Raw genomic sequence first — 24,767 nt, 5'->3', positions numbered from 1 at the left:
TGTGTGAATGATATATTGCCCAGCTAGTGTAGCATAAGCCAAAGCAAGATTTTATAGGCTCATTGTTTTGCTGTTAGCTCACCAGTGAAATCTATGCTTTTATCACTTTATACATATCAGAATATTGGAGTTCGATATTTTACCGAATAATCTTATATCCATATGCCTATTACTACTCTTCAACACTTGTCTAAAAATGCTATATAAAAACCTACAAAAGTTTGCTTGTAAATAGTTGATTTTAAAAGGTAAAACTCGTGAAACATTTTATAGCAAAATACTGTTACACATTTTGCTTGTTTCTTGGTTTAATAACGGTAATGAATCTTGTTTTGAGCGAATATCGATAACAATCACCTTATAATAATTACGATTGCTGTCACGGTTTCAAGTCAAAACAAGCTATTTTTAAACAAATTAAAAGGTTTAGTCATGATAGATGCAGATGGCTTTCGCGCCAACGTCGGCATCATCTTGGCAAATACACAAGGGCAGGTTCTGTGGGCAAAACGTATTGGTCACAACGCTTGGCAATTTCCGCAGGGTGGTATCGACCGCGGGGAGACGCCGATGGATGCAATGTATCGCGAGCTCTGGGAAGAGGTCGGCTTACATCCGCGTCACGTAGACTTATTGGCAGTCACGCAAGACTGGTTGCGCTACCGTTTGCCAAAACGTTATGTACGTCACGGTCAGCATCCCTTATGTATTGGGCAAAAACAAAAATGGTTTTTGCTACGCTTAGATGAGCCAAATACTCAACATATCCGCTTTGATGAAGGGAAACCTGAATTTGACCATTGGCAATGGGTCAGCTACTGGTATCCACTCGGACAAGTGATTCACTTTAAACGAGGCGTTTATCGCCGTGCCTTACAAGAATTGGTACGCGAACTCCCGCTAAAGCAAGAGCTGATCATTCCTGAGCAAAATAATCATTTGCTGATGTAATGAGTCACTCAATAGTACGATGCAAAACACCCACGATAGTAGCTAGAATGTTAGCAATTACCGTGGGTGTTTTTTTATTATCTATTAACGGTCACTTTGAATGACCGTCAAACTCTCGGCTAATAATATTCGCCGTGTAGTTTGCTCCCGTATCTTTCTCTTTGCGCAACGTTAAAATGCTTTGAGTGCGGGTACCATAAGTAGGTTTGCTAGTTTCAGTGTCGCCAAAAGCGACAGGTTCAATATAAACAGACGATAACATCTGCTCCACCTCAAATGCCACGCCAGTAACAGGCAGTTTATCTTCTGGTGCTTTCGTACTATCTGACAAGACATTAAAAGCCGCCGCTTGCCAGTACGCAGGCGAGCTATCCTCTGCAATCAATGGCAGCACTTCTTGACGTAGTCGCCCGCGCAATTGCTCTGTCTTAAACCAACTGTCCTCTGGTTGACCATTAGAGATAACATGCAGACCTGCATATAATGGCGTGGGTGCATGACCACGATTATTGACGATCACAGCTTGCGCAGCGTCACCAATGATCAGATTAAAACCCGCATAATCCTGCAAATCAATCTGCCGTGCAAAATCCATCGGACTTAAAGCCCCTGTTAAGAATTCAGTGACCAGTGCACCACGTGAGCGCTCATCACTGCTTGCTTGCACTCCATCACGAAAATTCAATACCGCAGCCCAACGACCATTTTGTTCATAATACTCTGGACTCTGCGCTGGCGATGCTTGCTGATGAATGCCTAACCATGTACCACTGCTTTGTTTATCACGCCCAGCATAAATAGGTTGGTCAGACCACTGGTGTAGCGGCTCAGTTGGACGCTGCAAAAACTCATCACGATTAGACAGTAATACCAGTGGTAACTCATCAAATAATTGCCAAGCAATAGCGACAATACACATAGCTTTCCTTTTATAATAATTTTCGTTATGCGGATAATTCTTAATAAAGGCAAAAATATTATTTCAAACTTTACCTATTAATAAGGTAGCACTTACAGGCAGTACTTATTAATTGCCAGTCAATAATTTATTGGCAGGATAACTAATTTGGGAGGTTGAACGTATTACTTGTGATTGCTTACTTGGTAAGTCAAATTCCCACGCTACCATGCCTTGATTGTCATTCCAATCTCGCTCAGTTACAGGCGGCGTATGCGTCACCGCAACTTTTAAACTATCGTCACGACTGATAGGTTCACTGCCCAGTACTTGCAAGCGTACGCTACGATTGTGCTGATTGGTAAACTGATATGCCTTGGTGGTCGTCAGTGTTTGCGTACGGTTTAGCACGCCTTTTTCACCTTGCTTATCTTCATTGGTCAGCTCTTTTACGAGCATATTTGAGTCACGACCAAATCCAATCCCCTGCTCTTTTAGCACTTGATAATTATAACGTGATTGACCTACATAGTTGTCATCACGGTAAAGCTGTAGCGAACCATCAACCCAGTCTGGCGTCAAAAACGGCGCTGACGCATACCAGTAGGCAGCAGTCTCAACACTTGGCGTACTACGAATCCAGAGCTTACTGTTACCTGCCTGCTCGCCAATCACTGTGCGTACGCGTCTCCCGTCACTTGGAATACTAACCAACTGCGGTAAACGATACTCAATAATGCCATTTTTATTTTGGCTACTGACCGTAAAATTAGGTAGCGGTGCCATAGCTGCCCCTGCTCCTTTGTTATAAGCAGGCTCTTCCATCATAACAGGAGACGCATCCATCATAAGTAGCTCACGTCTTACTCGAGCATCTTCGCTCTCTTCATACAATGATAGACGTTGTACATACGGCAGTTGCCCCGTCGTACTTTGATTGGGATTAACGGTGCTGAGTGTCAGTGGTACGTTTGTCCAGTTCTCGCCAGTTTGCTGAGCAATAATCGCAGAGGCTGTGATACTTAATTGATCACTGTTTGTATTTAGGCGAGCTTGATACGCAGGTTCCCAACCTGCACCTTGCACTTGATAATACAACTTAATACTACTTGGCGAGCGGCTTGCCGTACGTACACTCACCTGTGTCACCTTGTTAAAGGTCGATGTCGCGCTGCCTGCCATCAGTTGATTAAGCGCGTCTTGGGCACGCGCTTGTCGCTGTTGAATCTCTAAAATCCTTTGGTTAATACTGGTCGCTTGAGTTTCTATATCGCGGGCATTATTGGCAATCGTGCTGTCTGTATTGACTTGCGTAGCTTTGGTCAAATTCTGCAAGTAAGCCTTTGCTAACCGTGCCGCTTCTAATTCAGCATTGATATTGGCTAAGGTATTTTGCTGCGTCTGTACCTTGGCGTCACCTTGATATTGGCACTGGGCTGCCTGCTCACCTGTCAACTCTTCGATACTGACTTCCCCAACGTTGACACTACCTGTCGCCTGTACACTTAGACTTTCTTTATCCATATAAGGTGACAGGCACGAAAACACCACCGTTTGCTCACCGCTACCTGTGATAGGCAATGCGCGCGTCACGCTCGCCAGCCCCTGATAAATGGTCACTTGCTCGACGCTACTGGTGGCTGCTTGTGCCGAAGACAATCCCAAGATGCCACTACTACCAAGTACAAATGGCAAGATAGCAAATCTGGTCATTTGATTAAGTGGCGGCAATACGCTGCCATGCCCTGTTGAGACAGTCGAATCCGTTAATTGTGCGTTCATACATCATTCCTTAGCAGTAAAATCGATCATGGCAGCCACGCATTGGCTCAACGCGCAAAATAGTAACTATCTTAGAGATATTACCGTAGCCGTTTTACAGGTCTTTGGCAATAAATGCTTTTAGCAAGCAGCATTTTTAGTAAGAAGCACTTCTAACGATAAATTTCTTCATGTGGCAGCTATTCAGTTTTAAAAATTTGGTTTTTGATATTGCACCATTTTTTTGTTCATTTCCCCTTTATGGTGCAATCTATTAACCATTCTGCACTAAATTAATGAATATATTAATCAGAACTTAATTATTGCTCAATTATTACTCGATTATTGGCTTTTTCAACTTGGCACGGAACTTGAACTCTTAATAGGTGTTCAGGAAAATTATTTTACCTTTTGTATGTATTAGGAGATGTCCATGTTTTCGTTACCAATTTTAGCCAATACTCAAGTAGTAGACCCTCAATCACACGGAAAAATCAAATCGCGTTTTTCGTTACTAGCGGTGGCCGTCGTTGGCAGCTTAAGTCTTATTGGTTGTCAAAAACCTGCCGAAACTGCGGCATCGACAGAGACAACCGCTGAAACCAGCACAGAAACGACCACCGAGCCTGCTGCTGATGGCGACACCATCAAAGTCGGCATACTACATTCGCTGTCTGGCACCATGGCTATCTCTGAAACTTCTCTAAAAGATACCGCGTTGATGACGATTGATGAAATCAATGCCAATGGCGGTGTGCTCGGTAAGCAACTCGAACCAGTCGTCGTCGACCCTGCTTCTGATTGGCCACTATTCGCTGAAAAAGCCCGTCAGCTACTCACTCAAGACAAAGTAGATGTTATCTTTGGCGGTTGGACATCAGTATCACGCAAATCCGTGTTGCCTGTGGTTGAAGAGTTAAACGGGTTGATGTTCTATCCAGTACAGTACGAAGGACAAGAGCAGTCAGAAAACATCTTTTATACTGGTGCGGCACCAAATCAGCAAGCTATTCCGGCTGTAGAGTACTTGATGAGCGAAGAAGGCGGCGGTGCAGAGCGCTTTGTGTTGTTAGGTACTGATTACGTCTATCCACGCACCACCAACCAGATTTTAAAGGCATTTTTGAAATCAAAAGGCGTGGCTGATGCAGACATCATGGAAGAATACACCCCATTCGGTTTCAGCAATTATCAAACCATCGTATCTAACGTCAAAAAGTTCTCAACGGGCAAAAAGACCGCGGTTATCTCGACCATCAATGGCGATTCAAACGTTCCGTTTTATCGTGAACTAGCGAACCAAGGTATCAAAGCGTCAGACATTCCAGTCATGGCATTCTCAGTCGGTGAAGAAGAGCTACGTGGTATCGATACCAGCCTGCTACAAGGGCATTTGGCGGCGTGGAACTATTTTATGTCGATCAAAAACCCAACCAACAGTGCCTTCACCAAACGCTATAAGCAGTATGCATTGGACCAAAAACTACCAAATGCTGAAAAAGTCGTGACCAATGATCCAATGGAAGCGACTTATGTCGGTATCAACATGTGGAAGCAAGCTGTCGAAAAAGCAGGTACGACTGATGTCGACAAAGTGCGTATCAGCATGGCGGGACAAACGTTTGATGCACCTTCTGGCTACACGCTAAAAATGGATGAAGAAAACCATCACCTATGGAAGCCTGTCATGATTGGTCAAATTCGTGCCGACGGACAGTTTGATACGATTTTCAAAACGCCAGAAGTTATCCAAGCCCAGCCATGGAGCGAGTACATTCCTAAATAGGCTATCCCTAAATAAATCAGTACTGAAAAGCACGTATATAGTAACTGAAAAGTAGGCGGATGGATAAACGATACCAATAACCGTCCTAACGCCTACTTTTCACACTTATTCTTAACTTTTAAATAACGCCAAACCTTATCAATACTTCTATCGCTTAGTACGCTAAGCAGTAGTGGCTAAGGGTTTGTTGTCTGTGAAAAACAGGGAGCCGCACATGCAGCACCATACTTTACGCCCGTTTGTAGGGCAAACATCGTCCGAAAATGGTAACAACCCACAAGCATCAGTCAGTGAAGTCATGCAGCAGGCGGCTCATTTTTCAATTTATGCGCCTCTGCGTTTACTTGCATTGATGGCATTATGCATAACAACTTTCACCACCACAGCGTATGCGGATCATGATGGTCAGGTACATGACGACGATACAAATACTGCTCATAGTGAGCAATCTTTGGTCACACCTGTCAACGTAGCTACTTCTACTCAAGCCAGCACATCAGGTACCTCAAATATTTCAACAGTAACTTCTACAAGTTCAGGCGATGCCATTCAACAATTTGTAGCGGGTGATTTTAGTAAGCGTCAAACCATGTTAAGTGATTGGCCAGGATCCGTTGAAAGTTTAGATAGCTTGGTTGAATTCATTGCCAATGATGAGCTATATCAAGGTAACAGTGGGCAAACGTATTTACTGAATAAAGATGATCAGTTATTTACCTATCCCAATAAAGAAGAGACAGCCGATTGGCCTAGTGACTTATCACAAATCACCTTGACCAATGCGCTACGCTCGGCGCTCATTTTTGGACAAGCTAAGGTAAAGCTAGCATCTGACAAACCTGCACAGCGACTACAAGCTGTGGACATTTTGGCCGACAATATTGACCAAGTAGATCCAGCAACTATTACGACAGCAGCGGCAAATGAAGACAACACTAAAGTTAAAAAAGCACTAACCGCATTACAGGCTCGTATAGATTTCAAAAATGGTGACCTACCCACTCAAATCGCAGCTGTGAACCTACTTGCAGATAGTGATAACCCACAAGTTTTGGTCGATATTGAATCTGCCCTCGCGGCTGATGGCTTAGATGCCTCGCTTAAAGCTGCACTTATCGATGCTGAATCTAGCGTGTCACGCCGTATCGAAATCAGCACATGGACGGGTCATATCTTTACCGGTATGAGTACCGCTAGTATTTTACTACTAGCAGCGCTTGGCCTTGCCATTACCTTTGGCTTGCTTGGCGTGATTAATATGGCGCATGGTGAGCTGATTATGATTGGGGCTTATACCACTTATATGGTGCAAAATTTCTTTCAAGCTTATATGCCAGATATGGCAGGTTGGTATTTGCTTGCCGCTATTCCAGCCGCTTTTTTAGTCAGCGCTGTCATCGGTATGATTATTGAACGTATCGTGATTCGCCCACTATATGGTCGTGAGCTAGAGACTTTACTAGCGACCTTTGGCGTTAGTCTGATTTTGATGCAACTGGTGCGGATGATTTTTGGTGCGCAAAACGTTGAAGTCAGTAACGTGGCATGGCTCAGCGGCGCGTATCAAGTGTCATCAAGCCTTGTACTACCTTATAACCGTATTGCCATTATCGTATTCACGGTCATCGTCGTGGCGCTACTGGTTTACTTACTTAACAAAACCCGCTTTGGTCTGTTTATACGAGCCGTCACTCAAAACCGCCAAATGGCGCGTTCTGTTGGTATTCCTTCTGCACGTATCGATATGATGGCATTTGGTCTGGGCTCTGGGCTGGCTGGTATGGCTGGCTGTGCCCTTGCTCAAGTAGGCAACGTAGGTCCTGATTTAGGTCAAACCTATATTATTGATACATTCTTAGTCGTCGTTGTTGGCGGGGTCGGACAAGTATGGGGCGCTGTACTAGCCGCCTTGGGACTTGGAGTCAGCGGTACGGTACTTGAGATTGGTATCGGTGCGGTATTGGCTAAGATTGTGTTGTTGGTTCTTGTGATTCTGTTTATTCAGAAACGGCCACAAGGTTTATTTGCACTCAAAGGCCGCTTTGTCGAATAAGGAGACTCCTATGATACTGACCAAATTACTGTCTGATACGCCGCGTAGTGCTGTTTTAATTGGCTTATGTTTTGCTGTACTACTGATACTGCCTTGGCTACATCTTATGCCGGAGACTTCAGCTTTTCACCTTTCAGCCTACTGGATTACCCTGATTGGCAAAATCATGGCTTTAGCCATGGTCGCTTTGGCACTAGATCTCGTCTGGGGCTATGCTGGTATTTTGAGCTTGGGACATGGCTTATACTTTGCCTTAGGGGGTTATGCGTTTGGCATGTACCTAACACGTGAGACAGCAGGTGATGGCTTACCGGACTTTATGCGCTTTTTGAGCTGGACTGAGATGCCATGGTACTGGGCTGGCACGCAGCATTTTTGGTGGGCAGTCGCACTGGTCGTATTAGTGCCTGGCTTGGTTGCTTTTATCTTTGGTTTTTTTGCCTTTCGCTCAAAAATCAAAGGCGTTTATTTTTCCATCATCACTCAAGCCATGGTCTATGCAGCAGCCTTGCTGTTCTTCCGTAATGAGACAGGCTTCGGCGGTAACAATGGCTTTACTGGTTTTACCACCTTACTCGGCTATGACATTACCGCTGCCTCTACTCGTTCAATGCTTTGCTTTGTCACGGCCTTAGCATTGTTAGTCTCTTATATGGGTTTGCGTCATTTAATGAATCAGCCTTATGGGCGAGTACTTGGTGCGATTCGTGACAGCGAAAACCGCTTGCAGTATTTAGGTTACCGTACGTTGTGGTACAAGCTATCCGCTTGGGTGCTGTCCGCCGTCATCGCTGGTGTCGCTGGTGCGCTATACGTACCACAAGTCGGAATTATTAACCCGAGTGAGATGAACCCAGTGAACTCAATTGAGATAGCCGTCTGGGTAGCGACTGGTGGTCGAGGAAGCTTAATTGGCGCGATTTTAGGAACTGGTGTGGTAAACGCTGTAAAAACCTACTTTACGGTCGCCTACCCTGAGTTTTGGCTATTGATTTTAGGCGGACTATTCGTCGTCGTGACGTTGTTTTTACCCAATGGCATTATGGGCTTGTTCGATCGATTCAAAAAGGAGAAACAATAATGCTAAACGATAAGTCCTCATCGACTGAACAATCGACCAAAGCACTATCCGAATATGATCATACTGATGGACGTGACGGTCTCAGTCATCCCAAAAAATCAGGCGTCGACTTTAGCCATGGTATTGCTCTGTACTTAGAAGACGTGAGTGTCTGGTTTGATTCGTTTCGCGCACTCAATAATTTGTCGCTCTATATCGAAGAAGGCGAGCTACGCTGTATCATCGGCCCCAACGGCGCTGGTAAAACCACGCTAATGGATGTCATTACAGGTAAAACCCGCCCTACCGAAGGCAGCGTGTTTTTTGGTCAGACTCACAACCTTGCCAGCTTATCTACCGAACAAATCGCTGAAGCGGGTATCGGCCGTAAGTTTCAAAAACCTACTGTCTTTGAAAATTTTACGGTGATGGATAACTTACTACTTGCTGCGCCGAAAGACAAACGTGTGGTTAAAAGCTTGTTTAACAAACTCGATGCCGATACTCGCCATACCCTTGACGCGACTCTACAGCAGATTCGCCTGACCGACAAAATCAATAAGCCAGCTGGTTTGCTCTCACATGGGCAAAAACAATGGTTAGAGATTGGCATGCTTTTGATGCAAAGCCCCAAGCTAATTCTGCTTGATGAGCCTGTGGCTGGTATGACTGATGCAGAAACTGAGCATACCGCCGAGCTGTGTTTGCGTCTTAAAAAAAACCACACTTTAGTAGTAGTCGAACATGACATGACCTTTATCGATGCTATCAGTGAAAAAGTCACGGTATTGGCACAAGGGGCGATTTTAGCCGAAGGTACGTTAGCTGAAGTGCAAGCCAATGAGGCAGTGATTGAGTCCTACTTAGGTCGATAGCCGAACGAATCATCTAGACGAGCCAAACGAATATTCCATTTAAAACATTAGAAAAGTTTTAGAGTTTAGGAGACAGCCATGTTACAAGTGAACGATATCAATCAGTATTACGGCGGCAGCCATATTTTAAGAGACGTCTCGTTTACAGCGCCCGTAGGCGCGTGCAGTGTGGTGCTTGGACGCAATGGCGTGGGCAAAACCACCTTACTTAAGTGCCTGATGGGGATACTACCGATTAAATCAGGAGAGATTTTGCTTAATGATAAAGACATCAGCAAAATGTCTCCAGAGCAACGTGTCCGAGCAGGACTGGCTTATGTACCACAAGGACGCGATATTTTTTCGACACTGACGGTAGAAGAGAACATATTAATTGGTATGGCCAAGTTTTCACGCAGTAAGGCCAAACATGTACCTAAGCATTTATACGATATTTTCCCCGTACTCGATGAGATGAAACATCGCCGCGGTGGTGATTTGTCTGGTGGTCAGCAGCAGCAGCTTGCCATTGCACGCGCCTTAGCCTCCGAGCCGACTGTGTTGATTTTAGACGAGCCAACTGAAGGTATCCAACCCTCTATTATCAAAGATATTGGCCGAGTCCTACGTGACTTAGCGGACAAAGGTGACATGGCAATTGTACTGGTTGAGCAGTTTTACGAGTTCGCCGAAGAATTGGCTGATAATTACACGGTGCTATCACGCGGCAAAGTAGTTTCTCAAGGTGCTGGCGATACGATGGTCGAAAATAAAGTACAAGATCTGGTCGCCATCTAGCTGCATTTACTTAGCTATATTTGCTTAACTGCGTTTATTTACGAACACTTGGTAGTGACCGCTTAAAACAACAGAAATCACGGTTTTATTCTAAGCTGTTAGCTACCAAGATTACATATCATCACGAAAACACTCCTTAATTAAAGTCACTTTTTTCACTCACTTCTTATCTTTTTTGACTCTTAGCCTATACATTCTGTACCATCTCAAAAACTCAAATTACTCATACACTCTGATTAGCACCAGAGCAATTATGTATGCCCAGCGAACGAAATTTGCTATTATAGTCAGCATTTTATTATCAATATTATGATGCCCTTATGATGATTCATCCTCAGTACGATCCTGTAGCATTAGCAGTTGGGCCTGTCGAAGTCCATTGGTATGGGCTGATGTATTTGTTGGCATTTGCCGCCGCCTACGGACTGGCATGGTATCGCAGTACCAAGCGTGAAGGCTGGACGACAGATATGGTCTCTGACCTAGTGTTCTTTGGCGCACTTGGTGTGATATTAGGTGGCCGTGTCGGCTATGTATTGTTTTATCAGTTCGGTGAGCTGCTCCAAAACCCTGCCTATCTGTTCAAAGTCTGGGAAGGCGGTATGTCATTCCATGGTGGCCTGATTGGTGTCATGTTGGGTATGCTGTATTTTGCCCGCAAATATAAAAAGACACCTTTCCAAGTGCTCGATTTTGTCGTTCCCTGTGTACCAACTGGTTTATTGTTCGGACGTATTGGTAACTACATCAATGCCGAGCTATGGGGCCGCGTTTCTGACGGTGGCTATAACTGGTTGACCTACTTCCCGCAGGCCGCTAGTGTTGATATGCAGCAGCTACAAGCCAACCCTGCGCTACAAGATCTTATGACTGAAGTCAATGGTCAGTACCTGTTGCCTCGTCACCCGTCGCAACTGTATGAAGCCCTTGCAGAAGGTCTTCTGTTGTTTTTATTCTTGTGGTGGTACTCATCAAAGCCCCGTCCTCGTATGGCAGTGACCGGTGTCTTTATGCTTGGTTATGGCTTTAGCCGCTTTATCATTGAGTTCTTCCGCCAGCCAGACATCGACCAAGGATTCATCTTGCTAGGTTGGATGACCAAAGGTCAGATACTAAGCGCCCCAATGATAATTGTCGGTCTGTTCTTGATCGGTTACGCTTACAAACGCGGCATCTACGACTGGGGTAAGCAAGCTGCTTATTAAGCCTACCCTTTCGTGATAAAGGTTGAGGACTTAAAATAGGGTAAGCTGTCAAAACACCTACCCTAGCAATACTTTCAATAATGACAGTGTATATATCGACTACTCATCTAGCCTGTATGCGCTGTCAGCAGTAACTAAAGAGCATCTTATGATCAATGGCACCCAAAGTAATAACGAGCAAGGCTATTTAGATTTACTACGCCACGTTCTCGACAATGGCACTGAAAAAGGCGATCGTACTGGTACGGGTACGCTTAGCCATTTCGGCGCGCAGCTACGCTTTGACTTAGCAGATGGCTTTCCACTGCTAACGACCAAAAAGGTTCACTTTAAATCTATCGCTTATGAGCTATTATGGTTTTTAAGTGGCAGCACTCATGTCGATTATCTACAACAAAATAACGTTCGTATCTGGAATGAGTGGGCGACAGCAGAACAGACCGCGCGCTTTAACAGACCTGCTGGTGATTTAGGTCCTATCTATGGTCATCAATGGCGTAACTATGGAGCAAGTAAAGGTGCGGACGGCAGCTATAACGATGATGGCGTCGATCAAATCGCACAGGTCGTTGAACAGATAAAGACCAATCCGAATTCGCGCCGTTTGATTGTTTCTGGCTGGAACCCAGGTGAGGCAGAGCAAGTAGCCCTACCACCATGTCATACGTTATTTCAGTTCTTTGTCGCAGACAATAAGCTGTCATGCCAGCTGTATCAGCGTTCTGCTGACTTATTCCTAGGCGTGCCTTTCAACATTGCGAGCTATGCGCTATTGACTCATATGATCGCGCAGGTGTGTGGTCTAGAAGTTGGAGAGTTTGTCTGGACAGGTGGTGATTGCCATATCTATCAAAACCACCGTGAGCAGGCCGAGCTACAGTTGACACGCTCGCTATATAAACTGCCAACGTTGTCTTTGAACCATGAAGTAAAAGACATATTTGCGTTTGAGTACGAAGACATCAGTGTCAACGACTATGAGTCGCACCCTGCTATCAAAGCCAAAGTTGCCGTATAAAGTTAGTCTGGTTAACTACGCTAAATAAGAGCAAAACTTAAGAATACAATAAAAAGGATATATTATGAGCTATGCCCATACCGAAGTTGCCCAAATCGCTGCTATTAGTAGCAATCGTTGTATCGGCAAAAACAATGAGCTACCGTGGCATATCTCAGCAGATTTGCAACATTTCAAAAGCATGACGACCAAAGAAAATGATAGCAAGATTCAAGGTATCGTGATCATGGGTCGTAAGACATTTGAGTCGATGGGTAGCAAACCATTACCAAAGCGTGTGAGCTTTATTGTCACGACACAGATGGATTATGCTGAGACAAAAGGTCTTGCAGATAGCAGCAATGCTTATGTGGTACACAACTTAGATGATGCCCTGACACAAGCAGCTAGCCTTGCTCATGGCGCGCATCTCGATACGATTTGGGTAATTGGCGGTGAGCGCGTATTTAGTGATGCTCTGATGTACACCGACCGTATTGAGCTGACTCATGTAGATACTGATATTGCAGACGGTGATGCATTTTATCCTGAGTTGCCAGAACGATTTAAAGTAGCAGACGAATCTGAGCAAATGCACGATGAGAAAAGCGATTTAAGCTTTAAGTTTACGACTTATAAAGTAGAAACTGATAAGTAGTAAAAGCCTATTAAAAAAGGGGGCAGTCTTGGATAATTTTACTTATCCAAGACTGCCCCCTTTTTTGTTTAATCTTCACACAGTCTTATTTATAGACAATCAATAGAAACTGCTGCTTGATAATATCTAATCCATTACTCGTGCAATACTTTATAAACCGTTTTTGCGAGTACGGGACCGATACCTTGTACGCCTGCCAACTCCTGCTGTGAAGCACCAAGCAGCTGCTGCATACCACCAAAGTGATTGAGCAAATCACGACGACGTTTTTCACCCAATCCCGGTATTACCTCTAGCACTGATGACGAGCGACGCTTATCGCGTTTTTTACGGTGAGCAGTAATCGCAAAACGATGCGCCTCATCACGAATATGCATCAGCAAATGCAGTGCTTTGCTATCCATCGGTAGATCTAACGGCTCATGATCGATAAAGTGCAATACCTCAAGCCCAGCCTTTCGCCCTTCCCCTTTTGCCACACTAATGAGCAAGGTGTCACCAAGAATACTCAACTCAGTTAATACTTCTTTAGCAATACCAAGCTGACCTTTACCACCATCAACCAATAGCAAATCCGGCAATGGCTGCTTTTTATAACGTCGAGTCAGCACTTGTTTCATCGCTGCATAATCATCGCCGCCTTGGATATCATGGATAGCATACTGACGGTAATCGCGACGGCGCGAGCCACCTTGGTCAAACACCACGCAGCTACCAATGGTCGCTTCACCCATTGTATGAGAGATATCAAAACACTCAATGCGATCTATCGTCCGATCTGTGACAGTCGCCAATACGTCTTTTAGTGCACCAAAGCGCGCATGCAGCTCTAAATAATCGCCAAGCTTGGTTTTTAGTGCATTACTGGTATTCAATGTGGCTAAGTCCAGCCACTCTGAACGGTGCTCACGCACATTGGTCTTGATGACTACTTTATTACCAAAGTGCGTTGCCAATGCTTCACTCACTGCCATTTGATCTGGTATCTGATGGCTCAATATGATTTCGGCAGGCAAATCATCGGTCACTTGGAAATAAAATGACGTAATGAAGGCTGATAAATTGTCTGCTAATGACTCACTACTATCCACATCTGGGAAATAATTTTTTCCACCCAATACACGTCCACCACGTACCGTCAGTACGTTCACACAGGTCATGCCAGCCTGACTGGCAATCGCAATCACATCTGCCTCACCTTGTACTGTGTAGACTGCTTGCCTTGCTTGTACTTCACGTAGCATGGACAGCTGATCGCGATAAAATACCGCCTTTTCAAAATCTAACGCCTCAGCTGACGCTTCCATCTTTTCAATCAGCGTACTATGGATGTCACTAGAGTCGCCTTTTAAAAAACGGATGGTATTGTTCACATCTTCTGCGTACTCTTCTGGCGATACCAAACCGACACAAGGCGCACGGCAACGTTTAATCTGATACTCAAGGCAAGGACGCTGACGCTGCTTAAAAAAGGTATTGGTACATTGACGCATTTGAAACATCTTCTGCATCAACACCAACGTTTCTTTTGCCGCATGTGCAGAGGGAAACGGGCCAAAGAATCGACCTTTTTGATGATTGCCTTTGCCGCGACCATAAGCCAAGCGTGGATAAGGCTTATCGGCTGAGATAAACACATACAGATAGGATTTATCATCACGCAGCAGTACATTATAAGGTGGACGATGCTCTTTGATCAGATTCTGTTCAAGCAACAGCGCTTCGGTCTCACTACGCGTGATGATAGTCTCAATATTATGAATCCGCGCCACTAGCGCCCGTGTCTTTGGATGATCAATCGTTTTGGCAAAATAGCTATTTACTCGGCTTTTTAGCGACTTAGCTTTACCAACGTATAATATATCGCCGTTCTTACCCAGCATCTTATACACTCCTGGCAAGTTAGGAAGGCGTTTAATCAAATGCTTAAGACGGGCTTTTTTATCATCGATAGGACTCGATTCTGAGACATTAACCATAGAATTTATTGCTCTTAAAAATCTTAGTAATACTGCTAGTTATGGGGCGGGAGTCATTGTTTTACAAGCCAATTATTATCGCAGTGCTACTCATAAAAAAGCCAGCTTTCGCCGGCTTAGTTTGTTCTATTATCGTTTATACAATCACATACTATTAATGACGGAAGTTTGCCATCAGTGCTGGGATACCCGGCAGCATACCGACGATAGCCATGACGCCTGTCAGTACCACAAACATAATACCCGGTATGATCCAGCGGCTCATTTTAGTCAAATTTGCACTACGTTCTTTAGAGCCAATCAGTCCCAAGTTATCAAGCAACAACGTGAGCGACCAACCAAAGGCTGGGTTAACCAATGCAGAGGCAAACACCACAATCGCAGCAGATTGCGTGGTTTTACCTTCACGCGTCATCTCCATACCAGCTTCTAGTAATGGAATAAATACCCCAACGATCAAGGCCACACACATCACTGGCTGCCAAATGGCCAAATCCATCGGATAGCCCCAAACCCCTGCGATGATACAGAATAGAGCCGTTAATAAAGCACCAGCAGGAATCGGACGTTTAGCAATCGCTGCAGGAACAATATACGTTCCCCACGATGACGCAAAGTTGGCACCGCCCAATACAGAGCCGACTACCTGACGAAATGATGCGCTAGTCATGGTGTCATCAATATCCATAAGCACTTTTTCAGTACGCTTAGGATAGCTGATTTTTTGGAACACCTGATGGCCCAAGAAATCTGGCGACCACATTGCCACGGCCAAAATAGCAAACGGCAGTACTACAATGAAGCTTTCAATCGTCGGCAGACCTAACATCCAACCTGTGTTTTCGCCCCACCAATACATTGGGTTCATGTTTGGTAATCCTGGTGCTGTTTTGAACTCAAAAGGTGCACCCAATGCAAATGCAAGACCACCACCCAGCACACAGCTTAGCGGAACCGCGAGCCAGCGTTTTTGCCAATGCTCAAGCAATGCATACAGTAGGATAGTCGCCAGAATAATAAAGAAAGCAATATGCGACATGCCAATCCCTTCTGCCCAAGCGAAGAGGTTTTTGACCTGTGACGTCGTTCCGATAAAGCCCAAGTAAATCAAGAGGCCACCGCACACACCTTTACTGGTCAAATTAGCAAGCAGACTCCCCCCTTTACTAATTGCGAGGAGCAGACCAAAAGCACCAATAAGCAGACCAAAGGCCATCGGGTGCCCACCAGCTGCTACCACAATAGGAATCAGAGGGATTAATGGACCGTGAGTACCAGCAAGGTTGGCCGTCGGCAATAAAAAGCCCGAAAATAAAATAATAAAGAAGGAGACAATCAATAGCTCATAGCGCACGTTTTCTAGAACAAACGCATCACCTAGGCCAAGTGGACCTGCAAAGGTTGCTGCAATGGCGCCCACCATAACAACTTTACCGATGGTCGCGGCCATTGCTGGAATAGTATCTTCGTATTCAAAACGGTAATCACGGAATGGTAAATTAGGACGCCAGCGTTTCGGCTGCATGATTTGTAATTCATGGTTTAAATAAGCATCACGACTGTCGAAACTAGAACTGGGCTTATGCAAATCTACATAACTGCCTTGTACTTGATTGTCGTGGTTTATGTTCGAGGTCGGCGTATTAGACCCTGAAGAGGGGGTCTGAGGGTTACTCATCACATTTCCTTGTGTCGATTACGTCTTTGATTAACTGCACACGCTCTGCTCTAATGTCATAGACCAAAGCGCCTATTACAAACTGCGAACTATTGTATGCCAAGACTTGATGAAATGCGAACCTAAAACCATTTAAAGATACTATATATCTCATTATAATATATAAACTAAAGTTTCTATTTAAGACAAAATTAACCTTAATAGAAAACCATGAGGAAAAAATCTCTCTTTTATAGACTTTGAATTAGAATAAGCGACCGTTTTATTGATAATTATTTACATCTAGATGATTTTTTATCACATAGATGAATAGCAAAGATAGTTATAATAAATAACGATTGTTACCTGTAAGTGGGCATAAATATGTCATTTTGGTTACGCTTTAGAGCTAGCGGGCTGAGTACTTTTTAATTATGATAAATACTTTTTATTGATTTATTTCTCAGTGATACTGTTTAAAACCGCATTATTAATACAATCAAAAAATTGAGAAAAGGCAACAGGACAAATTTATGAGCGTATTACCTACCAACCTTGAGACTTTGAAGCGTCGGGCCAAGCAAAGCATCATGCCATTGCTGACACCGCATTTATTAAAGCTGCGCCTTAACACTTATGCACCATACATTGGCGCAGGTATCAAAATCGATCATGTCAGTCTCGATCAGGGTTTGTGCGTGGTAAGCATGGGACTAAACACTCTGAACAAAAATATCGTCGGTACTCAGTTCGGCGGTAGCTTATATTCGATGGTTGACCCTTTTTATATGCTCATGCTGATGCATCAACTGGGTAGCAATTATGTGGTCTGGGACAAAAGCTCGCACATTGATTTTGTTGCGCCTGGTAATAACAAAGTCACTGCACGCATGAAAATACCTAGCTCTGAAATCATCACTATTCAAGAGCTGGCAAAAGAAGGTGAAGCGGTATTTCGTGAGTATAAAGTCGACATCGTGGATGAGCAGCAAAAGCTTATTGCAACTGTCACCAAGACTTTATACATCAGACTGCGCAAATACAGTAAGTCCAAAGAGCAAGTCAATCGCATCGATACATTTGATGCTCAATAAACTTTAGCCTACAACTGGCACTATTAGAGCAGGTAATATTAGAGCTGATAAAACTCAAATTATTAATGCTATACATACAAAAACCCCAATCTAGCTTTCGCATAGATTGGGGTTTCGTCTTTTTTGGTATGGCCCGCTTATTTATAAATAAACCTATGAATAAGGGCTTGTATCTACTATTACCTTGTCTTGAGCCAATCCTAAAATTATAGGACTAACTCAAAACGGCAAACTTGTGCTTAAATACCAGGTGCAGTATCAACGGCATCAGGTACGCCAGCATCAGTCTTTTTCTGAGCTGGACGTGGCGCAAGTTTTTCGCGGATACGTGCTGATTTACCAGAACGCTCACGTAAGTAGTACAGTTTCGCACGGCGAACAGCACCGCGGCGTTTCACTTCAATGCTATCGATGATTGGTGAGTGCAACTGGAATGCACGCTCAACACCAACGCCGCTTGAAATTTTACGTACGGTAAACGCTGAGTTTAAACCGCGGTTACGCTTAGCAATTACAACGCCTTCAAAAGCCTGTAAACGCTCACGCTCACCTTCACGTACTTTTACTTGTACCACAACGGTATCGCCGGGTGCAAAGCTTGGGCGCTCAATCAATTGAGCATTTTCGATGACCTGAACCAATGGATGCTTGTTGCTCATGAGAGTTATCTCCTCACATTAGATAATAGAGGCTTGACGCATATCACCTGTTTGTAATAATTAATCGCATCTCTTTATAGTGAGACACAACGTAAATGGGTTATAACCAACGGCCACTATGCTATGACTCGTTTTATTATTGCTCAAAATTCTGTTTCTTAACTGTTTATCAAACTTGGTAACGATAAAGTTAGATTTTAAAAACCTACTTTTTATCTGCTTTGGCCAATGCTTTCAGCCACTTCGTTTGCTCTACCGTTGGGGTAAACGCTTGCCATAAGTCTGGACGACGCGTTTGCGTACGACTGACTTGCTGACTAAAACGCCACTTGGCGATATTGGCATGGTGACCTGAAAGTAATACCTCAGGAACTGCCATACCCGCAAACTCATGCGGCTTAGTATAGTGTGGACAGTCAAGCAAGCCATCGACAAAAGAGTCTTGCTCCGCTGACTTGTCATCACCCATGATATCGGGCAGACGACGTATCACACTATCCATCAGCACCATTGCTGGCAACTCGCCACCAGTCAACACGTAGTCACCTAACGATACTTCCATGTCGACATATTGTGATAGTAAACGCTCGTCAATACCTTCATAACGACCGCATAATAAAATCATGCCATCGTAATCAGTCATATTGACTACGCTACTCTCACTAAGCGTCTGTCCTTGCGGCGACATATAAATCACCGGACAGTGCTCACTATCGACACGGCAACCATGCTGACTGGCACGCAATCGTGCATCCTCAATGGCTTTCGATAATGGCTCAGCCATCATCACCATCCCAGGACCACCCCCATAAGGGCGCTCATCAATACGGCGATAGTTATCGGTGGTATAATCACGTGGATTAATGCATTCAATCGTAACTTGCTCTTGAGTCACTGCTCGGCCCGTGATTCCAAATTCACGAATCGTGGCAAACATCTCAGGAAAAATACTAATTACGGCAAAATACATCTGATGTCTACTTGCGTTAAGGCTAAAACAATCGGTGTAAGTACTAATAATGTCTGACTAAAAAGCCAGAAACGCTATCAGTAATCACTCGGCCATGCCACAAGCACTGTTTTTTCAGTCATATTGACTTCTATCACAGTCTGCTTATGCCATGGAATCAGGCGTTCTTCATTATCCAAACTGTCTGAATTTGCCGTTACACGCATGATGTCATGGGCACCGGTTTCAAACATTTCAGTGATATTACCTAGATACTCATCCTGCTCGTTCATCACGCGCAGACTGACCAAATCCGACCAATAATATTCGTCTTCAGCTGTTTCAGGTAGAACGTTTTGTTCGACCCAAACGGTAACACCGTTCATAGTCTCAGCAACATTACGATCAGGAATCTGCTCAAATTGAGCCACAATTCCTGTTCCTTGCTCACGCCAAGCCTTCACAGTTAAAGGTTTCATGCCAGTGGCAGTTTTCATCCACCACGGCTTCATGTCGAATATTGCTGTACGGTCATCCGTATCACTGAATACCCAAAGCCAGCCTTTAATGCCATAAGGCTTCTTAAGCTGACCAATTTTCATAAGGGCACTAGTGTTTGGAGTGGATGACATAGCAGCTAACCTAACAATGATTAAAACAGCAATTGCAAAAACAATTGCGTCAAAAGCGATAAACAGTTAATGGCGCACCCTGGTCAGACCAGTTACGCTATGTATTCTAAAGTCTACTGAGTCATGTCATAGTTTTGCTACGAACGTCTCAGTAACAACCAAAACTTAAGCAGTTGCTTCAATTTGAGCTGCAGACTTGTTGTAAGCTTTTGCTAATGAAGCAACGCGATCTGAAGGTTGTGCACCTTTTGCGATCCACGCATTGTACGCTTCCATGTTTAGGCGTACTGCTTCTTCAGACTCTTTAGCGAGTGGGTTAAAAAAGCCGATGTTTTCAATATAGCGACCGTCACGCGCGCGGCGTTGATCAGCAACAACTACTTGATAAAATGGGCGTTTCTTGGCACCGCCCCGTGCTAAACGAATAACAACCATGTGAATTCTCTCTTTCGCAGGTATACCAAAAAGGGCATAATTATATCACAGTCTTTATTTGTTGAAAACATAAACTGTGCATATTTAATTATTTATTAACAATAGCTTAAATGTCGGCCTAAGTAAAATATAACTGATGATAATGGCTCATTTTTACAGTTTTTCTTTAGGTTCTATAGATTACTATCGCTCTCTTTGAAAAATAGATGATTACTAAATACATTTATCCTTAAGCTTAACTTTACATCTATTCCGATAACTATCTGGCTCGCTCGTCGATTGCATACTGTATCAGTACTATTTATTGGTTATGCTATTCTATGATATATCGCTATAGATTGATGCATGGACTAGCCTTAAAACGATTATATTCAGAAAACTACACGCTATATCACAATAATTTTTCTTTTACTCTGTTGGACACATATGATTTCTCCAAACTCAAAGCCACGTCGTAAAAGTTGGCTACCACGCTCTTATTCCAACACTTGGCTAACGACCTTGATGGTTGCCTTTATCGTGCTTATTAGTGTGAGCTTATCAATTTTGTTCTTTTGGCGTAGTCTGTATCTGCCAGAGTTAAAAAACCATGCGCGTTATTTGACGAGTGAGTTGCAGCTGATCAATAGTGTTAATAAAGACTGGCAAGGTCGTCCCGAAGTACGCCAATGGATTTACCAGCACTCTCATGTCGTCGTGGTAAATAATCCGAGCGACTTTCCAGAAGTCGCTGACAAGCCATTCGTGAGCTTTTTCACTGACGTACTACAACGTGAAATCGGTGCACAGCTCGGTCGCCCTGTAGAAGTTTATTTTAAATTTAAGCCAACACCCCAGCTATGGGTACAAGATAGCCGTGATAGCAGTTTTTGGATACGTGAGCCTGTGGTTTACTATTCACAATATAGCCCAACGTTATTAGTCCTATTCTTGATTGGACTGCCTATCCTATCGCTGCTAACGATTATTCTATTAGCCCGTCAGTTAAATCGTCCTCTACGCTACTTACAGCGCGCAGCTACTAATTATATTCGTCTTGGTCATGCAACTACACTGCCAACTCAAAAAGGCCCCACAGAAATACGTCAGGTTAATATGGCGTTTAATCGACTGTTTACGACATTAAATCAAGCTCAGAAAGAGCGAACGATTATGCTCGCCGGTATCTCACACGACCTGCGCACCCCGCTGACTCGTATGCGTTTGACCGCAGAGATGCTACCAGATGACTTTTTCCGTGAAGGGCTGATTTACGATATTGAGGATATGGATGCTATTTTGGAGCAATTCATCTCATTTATGAAAGATGGTTCTGATGAGCCAGTCAGTCTGACCAATTTAGACATCATATTTAACGAAATCATGGTGCAGTTTGCGCCAATGAAGTTTGTATATGAATCAGAGTGCGACAAGGTCGTTCCTGTAAGGCCATTGTCTATTAAACGCTTGATTATCAACTTGGTCAATAATGCCAATCGTTATGGAAAACCACCTATTTATTTATCGGCAACGGTCGTACCGACATTTATAGACACTGTGGAAGACGAAGATACGGATGTGGTCAGCGAAAATGTGGTGAACAAAGAAGCACAAGAACAATTAGTAATTTGTGTGCGTGATTGCGGTGATGGCGTCGCTGACGATCAATTAGAGCGGATTATGCAACCGTTTGAACGTGGAGAAACAGCACGGACTACTCAAGGTAGCGGACTAGGTCTTGCGATTGTTGATCGTATTGCACGATTACATCACGGTACCGTCGAAGCCATTAACCACCCTGAAGGTGGGCTACAAGTATGCGTACGTATTCCCCTACTCTCCAAAGTCGCTGGAGATACTAGGCTAGCGGCTGACATAGACGAAGTGACTGAGGTAGGCAGTACGGTGCCTGAGTCAAAATAGTCATCAGACTTCAAGCTAAATAAGCAAAGAGGTCAAAACTAGTCTTTGCTACCAATAGCCGGCGGGATATACTCAGCACTGTTAGTAAAAGCTAATGGCTGGGTAATTTCAGCCTGAGCTGCTTGTAGTGTTTGGGTCGTTGACGGCTGTTTTAAGAACAAATAATAGCCTAGCGTAATCGCATTCAACACTACCAAGCCACCAAATAAATATGGCATCCTATGCCCTCCTATGACATTGCCCAACTGTCTTAAAAATAGCGACAAGTGCGTCACCTGGCTATAAAGCGCTATCGTGCTATACCATTAAAATGGCGCTGATTGTCTTTAGTATCATGACTAATAATTATGGCGTAGTCTGATGATTTAGTCTGATGATTTAGTCTGATAGCTTGCTCTTATAGCTTAGCCCTATAACTTGGTTTAATCTGACAACTTAGTATCGAAGTCACGCTCGCTTTTCTCTTGCGTTAACTCATCAGCAGCAAGAATTTGCGTCAATGGTTTAATAGGCCATGTCATTACGAACCTTGCACCGCCTAATTCACGACTCTCATCTACCTTCATACTACCATTAAACCAAAAGGCAATGCGCGATACAATAGACAAGCCTAAACCGTAGCCACCTGACGCGCGTGTACGGCTGTCATCTAAGCGTGAGAATGGAATGAATACTTTTTCGCGATCCGCTTCAGGAATACCATGTCCATCATCTTCGACACTGACGAAGGCATTGCCTTTTTTGACACCAGCACTAATAATAATGGTTGTTTCTGCATAGCGTAACGCATTACCTGCAAGGTTCTGAATCACACGGTGTAAGTAGCGTCTGTCCGCCACTGCTGTTACTTTTGCATTTGGCAAACTGGTTACTATTTTAATCGGTTTACCGAGTGCATTGGTTTCGCGCTCGATCTGCTCTAACAGTTCTCTTAAGTTCACTGGTTCTAAATCTAACTTTGGTGACCCTTCCTCAAGCTTAGCATAGGTCAAAATCTCATCAATCAAACCATTAAGCGACTCAATATCTTCATCAATATAATCACGCTGCATAAAACGTGAGTCTTCGTCATCCGTATCAGCAAGCATATCTACTGCAAATCGAATACGAGCCACTGGCGTACGAAGCTCATGTGAAACCGCTCGGGTAAGCTCTCGCTGTGATTCAATCAAACGCTTAATATGCGAGGTCATGGCATTAAAAGTCGCTGACAAACGTGCTATTTCATCTTGACCAATAACCTGTACTTGAATATCAAGGTTACCTTGACTGACCTCATTCACACCTACCTGAATCAATTGTAGCTTACGTTCAAGCGGGAAGATGAGCGCATATACACCTAAGCTAATTAGGAACATGCTAATAAGAATCATACTAATAATTAAGTTAAGCGGGAACCAATTAAATAACGGTATAGGCCCAATCAAAATTGCCATATCATTGATTTCAGAGGGTACTATTACCCTAATCGCAGAGTTACTCGTACTACTGTTAGTATCTTGCAGCGATATGACCACTTCATCACGACGCAGACGAGACATCTGATCTGAATCTAACTCAAGTGTATTGACTGCTTTGAACGCTAAAGGAAAAGAAAACTTTTTCTCCAATTCAGCCAAACGTGCGCGTTTGTCCGACAGTGTCATGTGATAAGACAAATCGTCTAACAAAAAGACCGCGATTGCCCGCACTTGCTGTTCGGTAACTTGAGAGATTCTCGCTGTTAAAACACTCTTGTTATCCGGCAAACGATAATAAACATCTGCATATACAGGCTGGTTAAAATAACGTACAACGGTATTATCATTTTTAAAGCGGCGTAGCTCACTGGCACTAAAGTCTACTTCGTCAATAGGCAAGACTTTAAAAGTAGTACCAAACAAACTGCTCGCATCTGATAACCAATATTCACGCTCTTCCTCGCTATTTTGGTGAGAGATTCCTTCACTCACCAAATGGAACGCCCCCATTGCCATATTTTCACGATAGGACTGCACACGCTCCTTATTGATGGTATCCATCAATAACTGCGCAAAGAGTGCCACACACAAGCATACTATAAGTAGCCCAGCATAGATACGAACAAAAATACTGTGTTTTAAAGAAGAGACTAATGACATACGTGCCGTGACCAACTTAATAAATAGGGATTGCTAATATCATCAAACATATAGATAGTGCTATGTGTTTGATGATATCGAGCATGATCGAATAGAGATAGACTTTTAATTACCGCATTTTAATTCATATGCAGCAATCATCCAAAGACTTATATGTATGACATATATTTAGTCAGCGTCTATAATAATGAGGGGGCTGTCCTAGATAACTAGTTCAAACCCTGTTTAACCCATTGTTTTAATTGTAGTAATTGCGACTTTGGGTCACTGTGATTAAAACGCCACTCACATTCCTTTAAATAGAGGTGAAAATGTTCTT

21 protein-coding genes and 1 pseudogene are annotated in these 24,767 nt (G+C 43.7%); 11 read left to right on the top strand and 11 right to left on the bottom strand.

What is annotated here, in order from left to right:
* Nucleotides 1-432: 432 nt before the first annotated feature.
* The gene (locus tag QL898_RS10490; RefSeq protein WP_057761956.1) at nucleotides 433-951 is read left to right on the top strand and encodes an RNA pyrophosphohydrolase; all 519 of its coding nucleotides are present in this window, start codon (nucleotides 433-435) and stop codon (nucleotides 949-951) included.
* A 91-nt stretch (nucleotides 952-1,042) separates the two neighbouring features.
* On the opposite strand, the gene QL898_RS10485 is transcribed toward QL898_RS10490, so the two are convergent.
* Complete coding sequence (locus tag QL898_RS10485; protein ID WP_290176753.1) at nucleotides 1,043-1,870, bottom strand: NRDE family protein; 828 nt, start codon at nucleotides 1,868-1,870, stop codon at nucleotides 1,043-1,045.
* Nucleotides 1,871-1,978: 108 nt separating this feature from the next.
* Complete coding sequence (locus tag QL898_RS10480) at nucleotides 1,979-3,631, bottom strand: DUF4139 domain-containing protein (protein WP_290176752.1); 1,653 nt, start codon at nucleotides 3,629-3,631, stop codon at nucleotides 1,979-1,981.
* 412 nt (nucleotides 3,632-4,043) lie between these two features.
* Between QL898_RS10480 and urtA the strand changes: the two genes are divergently transcribed.
* The 8 genes from urtA to QL898_RS10440 all read left to right on the top strand — a co-directional run bounded on the left by urtA (nucleotide 4,044) and on the right by QL898_RS10440 (nucleotide 13,021).
* Nucleotides 4,044-5,396, top strand: a complete 1,353-nt coding sequence (gene urtA / locus QL898_RS10475) for an urea ABC transporter substrate-binding protein (RefSeq protein ID WP_201549056.1) — start codon at nucleotides 4,044-4,046, stop codon at nucleotides 5,394-5,396.
* Between the two features lie 214 nt (nucleotides 5,397-5,610).
* Complete coding sequence (gene urtB, locus QL898_RS10470) at nucleotides 5,611-7,449, top strand: urea ABC transporter permease subunit UrtB (protein ID WP_290176751.1); 1,839 nt, start codon at nucleotides 5,611-5,613, stop codon at nucleotides 7,447-7,449.
* A 10-nt stretch (nucleotides 7,450-7,459) separates the two neighbouring features.
* Nucleotides 7,460-8,530 carry an urea ABC transporter permease subunit UrtC gene (gene urtC, locus QL898_RS10465; RefSeq protein WP_201549058.1) on the top strand — a complete coding sequence of 357 codons (1,071 nt, stop codon included), beginning with the start codon at nucleotides 7,460-7,462 and terminating at the stop codon, nucleotides 8,528-8,530.
* A complete protein-coding gene (urtD, locus tag QL898_RS10460) occupies nucleotides 8,530-9,384 on the top strand; it encodes an urea ABC transporter ATP-binding protein UrtD (protein ID WP_290176750.1) in 855 nt (284 codons plus the stop codon). The genes urtC and urtD overlap by 1 nt, the downstream gene beginning before the upstream one ends.
* A gap of 78 nt (nucleotides 9,385-9,462) precedes the next feature.
* Nucleotides 9,463-10,161 carry an urea ABC transporter ATP-binding subunit UrtE gene (gene urtE, locus QL898_RS10455; protein ID WP_057761967.1) on the top strand — a complete coding sequence of 233 codons (699 nt, stop codon included), beginning with the start codon at nucleotides 9,463-9,465 and terminating at the stop codon, nucleotides 10,159-10,161.
* Nucleotides 10,162-10,481: 320 nt separating this feature from the next.
* Nucleotides 10,482-11,366 carry a prolipoprotein diacylglyceryl transferase gene (gene lgt / locus QL898_RS10450; protein ID WP_290176749.1) on the top strand — a complete coding sequence of 295 codons (885 nt, stop codon included), beginning with the start codon at nucleotides 10,482-10,484 and terminating at the stop codon, nucleotides 11,364-11,366.
* A 148-nt stretch (nucleotides 11,367-11,514) separates the two neighbouring features.
* Entirely contained in the window at nucleotides 11,515-12,384 is an 870-nt protein-coding gene (locus QL898_RS10445) for a thymidylate synthase (RefSeq protein ID WP_290176748.1), read from the top strand.
* 64 nt (nucleotides 12,385-12,448) lie between these two features.
* On the top strand, nucleotides 12,449-13,021 hold the full coding sequence (locus tag QL898_RS10440) for a dihydrofolate reductase (protein WP_102093125.1): 573 nt from the start codon (nucleotides 12,449-12,451) through the stop codon (nucleotides 13,019-13,021).
* 134 nt (nucleotides 13,022-13,155) lie between these two features.
* On the opposite strand, the gene uvrC is transcribed toward QL898_RS10440, so the two are convergent.
* Together uvrC and QL898_RS10430 are read right to left on the bottom strand one after the other, a co-directional pair.
* Nucleotides 13,156-15,000 carry an excinuclease ABC subunit UvrC gene (gene uvrC / locus QL898_RS10435; RefSeq protein WP_290176747.1) on the bottom strand — a complete coding sequence of 615 codons (1,845 nt, stop codon included), beginning with the start codon at nucleotides 14,998-15,000 and terminating at the stop codon, nucleotides 13,156-13,158.
* A 154-nt stretch (nucleotides 15,001-15,154) separates the two neighbouring features.
* Entirely contained in the window at nucleotides 15,155-16,678 is a 1,524-nt protein-coding gene (locus QL898_RS10430; RefSeq protein WP_290176746.1) for a DUF3360 family protein, read from the bottom strand.
* A gap of 512 nt (nucleotides 16,679-17,190) precedes the next feature.
* On the opposite strand from QL898_RS10430, the gene QL898_RS10425 reads away from it, so the two are divergent.
* The gene (locus tag QL898_RS10425; protein WP_290176745.1) at nucleotides 17,191-17,751 is read left to right on the top strand and encodes a DUF4442 domain-containing protein; all 561 of its coding nucleotides are present in this window, start codon (nucleotides 17,191-17,193) and stop codon (nucleotides 17,749-17,751) included.
* A gap of 239 nt (nucleotides 17,752-17,990) precedes the next feature.
* On the opposite strand, the gene rplS is transcribed toward QL898_RS10425, so the two are convergent.
* The 4 genes from rplS to rpsP all read right to left on the bottom strand — a co-directional run bounded on the left by rplS (nucleotide 17,991) and on the right by rpsP (nucleotide 20,426).
* Nucleotides 17,991-18,410: a 50S ribosomal protein L19 gene (rplS, locus tag QL898_RS10420; RefSeq protein WP_290176744.1), complete on the bottom strand. Its 420-nt coding sequence runs from the start codon at nucleotides 18,408-18,410 to the stop codon at nucleotides 17,991-17,993.
* A gap of 205 nt (nucleotides 18,411-18,615) precedes the next feature.
* Entirely contained in the window at nucleotides 18,616-19,380 is a 765-nt protein-coding gene (gene trmD, locus QL898_RS10415; protein ID WP_290176743.1) for a tRNA (guanosine(37)-N1)-methyltransferase TrmD, read from the bottom strand.
* 77 nt (nucleotides 19,381-19,457) lie between these two features.
* Nucleotides 19,458-19,991, bottom strand: a complete 534-nt coding sequence (rimM, locus tag QL898_RS10410) for a ribosome maturation factor RimM (protein ID WP_290176742.1) — start codon at nucleotides 19,989-19,991, stop codon at nucleotides 19,458-19,460.
* Between the two features lie 165 nt (nucleotides 19,992-20,156).
* On the bottom strand, nucleotides 20,157-20,426 hold the full coding sequence (rpsP, locus tag QL898_RS10405) for a 30S ribosomal protein S16 (protein ID WP_290176741.1): 270 nt from the start codon (nucleotides 20,424-20,426) through the stop codon (nucleotides 20,157-20,159).
* Nucleotides 20,427-20,852: 426 nt separating this feature from the next.
* Here rpsP and QL898_RS10400 point away from each other — a divergent pair, with 426 nt between their 5' ends.
* Entirely contained in the window at nucleotides 20,853-22,328 is a 1,476-nt protein-coding gene (locus QL898_RS10400) for an ATP-binding protein (protein ID WP_290176740.1), read from the top strand.
* 38 nt (nucleotides 22,329-22,366) lie between these two features.
* Here the strand turns inward: QL898_RS10400 and QL898_RS10395 are convergent, their stop codons facing one another.
* From QL898_RS10395 to QL898_RS10385, 3 genes and pseudogenes are all read right to left on the bottom strand, one after another.
* Nucleotides 22,367-22,546, bottom strand: coding sequence for a hypothetical protein (locus tag QL898_RS10395; protein ID WP_201548390.1), 180 nt, complete (start codon nucleotides 22,544-22,546; stop codon nucleotides 22,367-22,369).
* Nucleotides 22,547-22,750: 204 nt separating this feature from the next.
* Entirely contained in the window at nucleotides 22,751-24,448 is a 1,698-nt protein-coding gene (locus QL898_RS10390; RefSeq protein ID WP_102093131.1) for an ATP-binding protein, read from the bottom strand.
* A 209-nt stretch (nucleotides 24,449-24,657) separates the two neighbouring features.
* Nucleotides 24,658-24,767: pseudogene (locus tag QL898_RS10385) on the bottom strand (IS1595 family transposase); the annotation flags it as partial.

This window comes from Psychrobacter sp. APC 3279, assembly GCF_030407795.1.
Taxonomy (GTDB): domain Bacteria; phylum Pseudomonadota; class Gammaproteobacteria; order Pseudomonadales; family Moraxellaceae; genus Psychrobacter.
The sequence above is the reverse complement of the archived record's forward strand: the minus strand, read 5'-3'. Positions and strand labels throughout refer to the sequence as shown.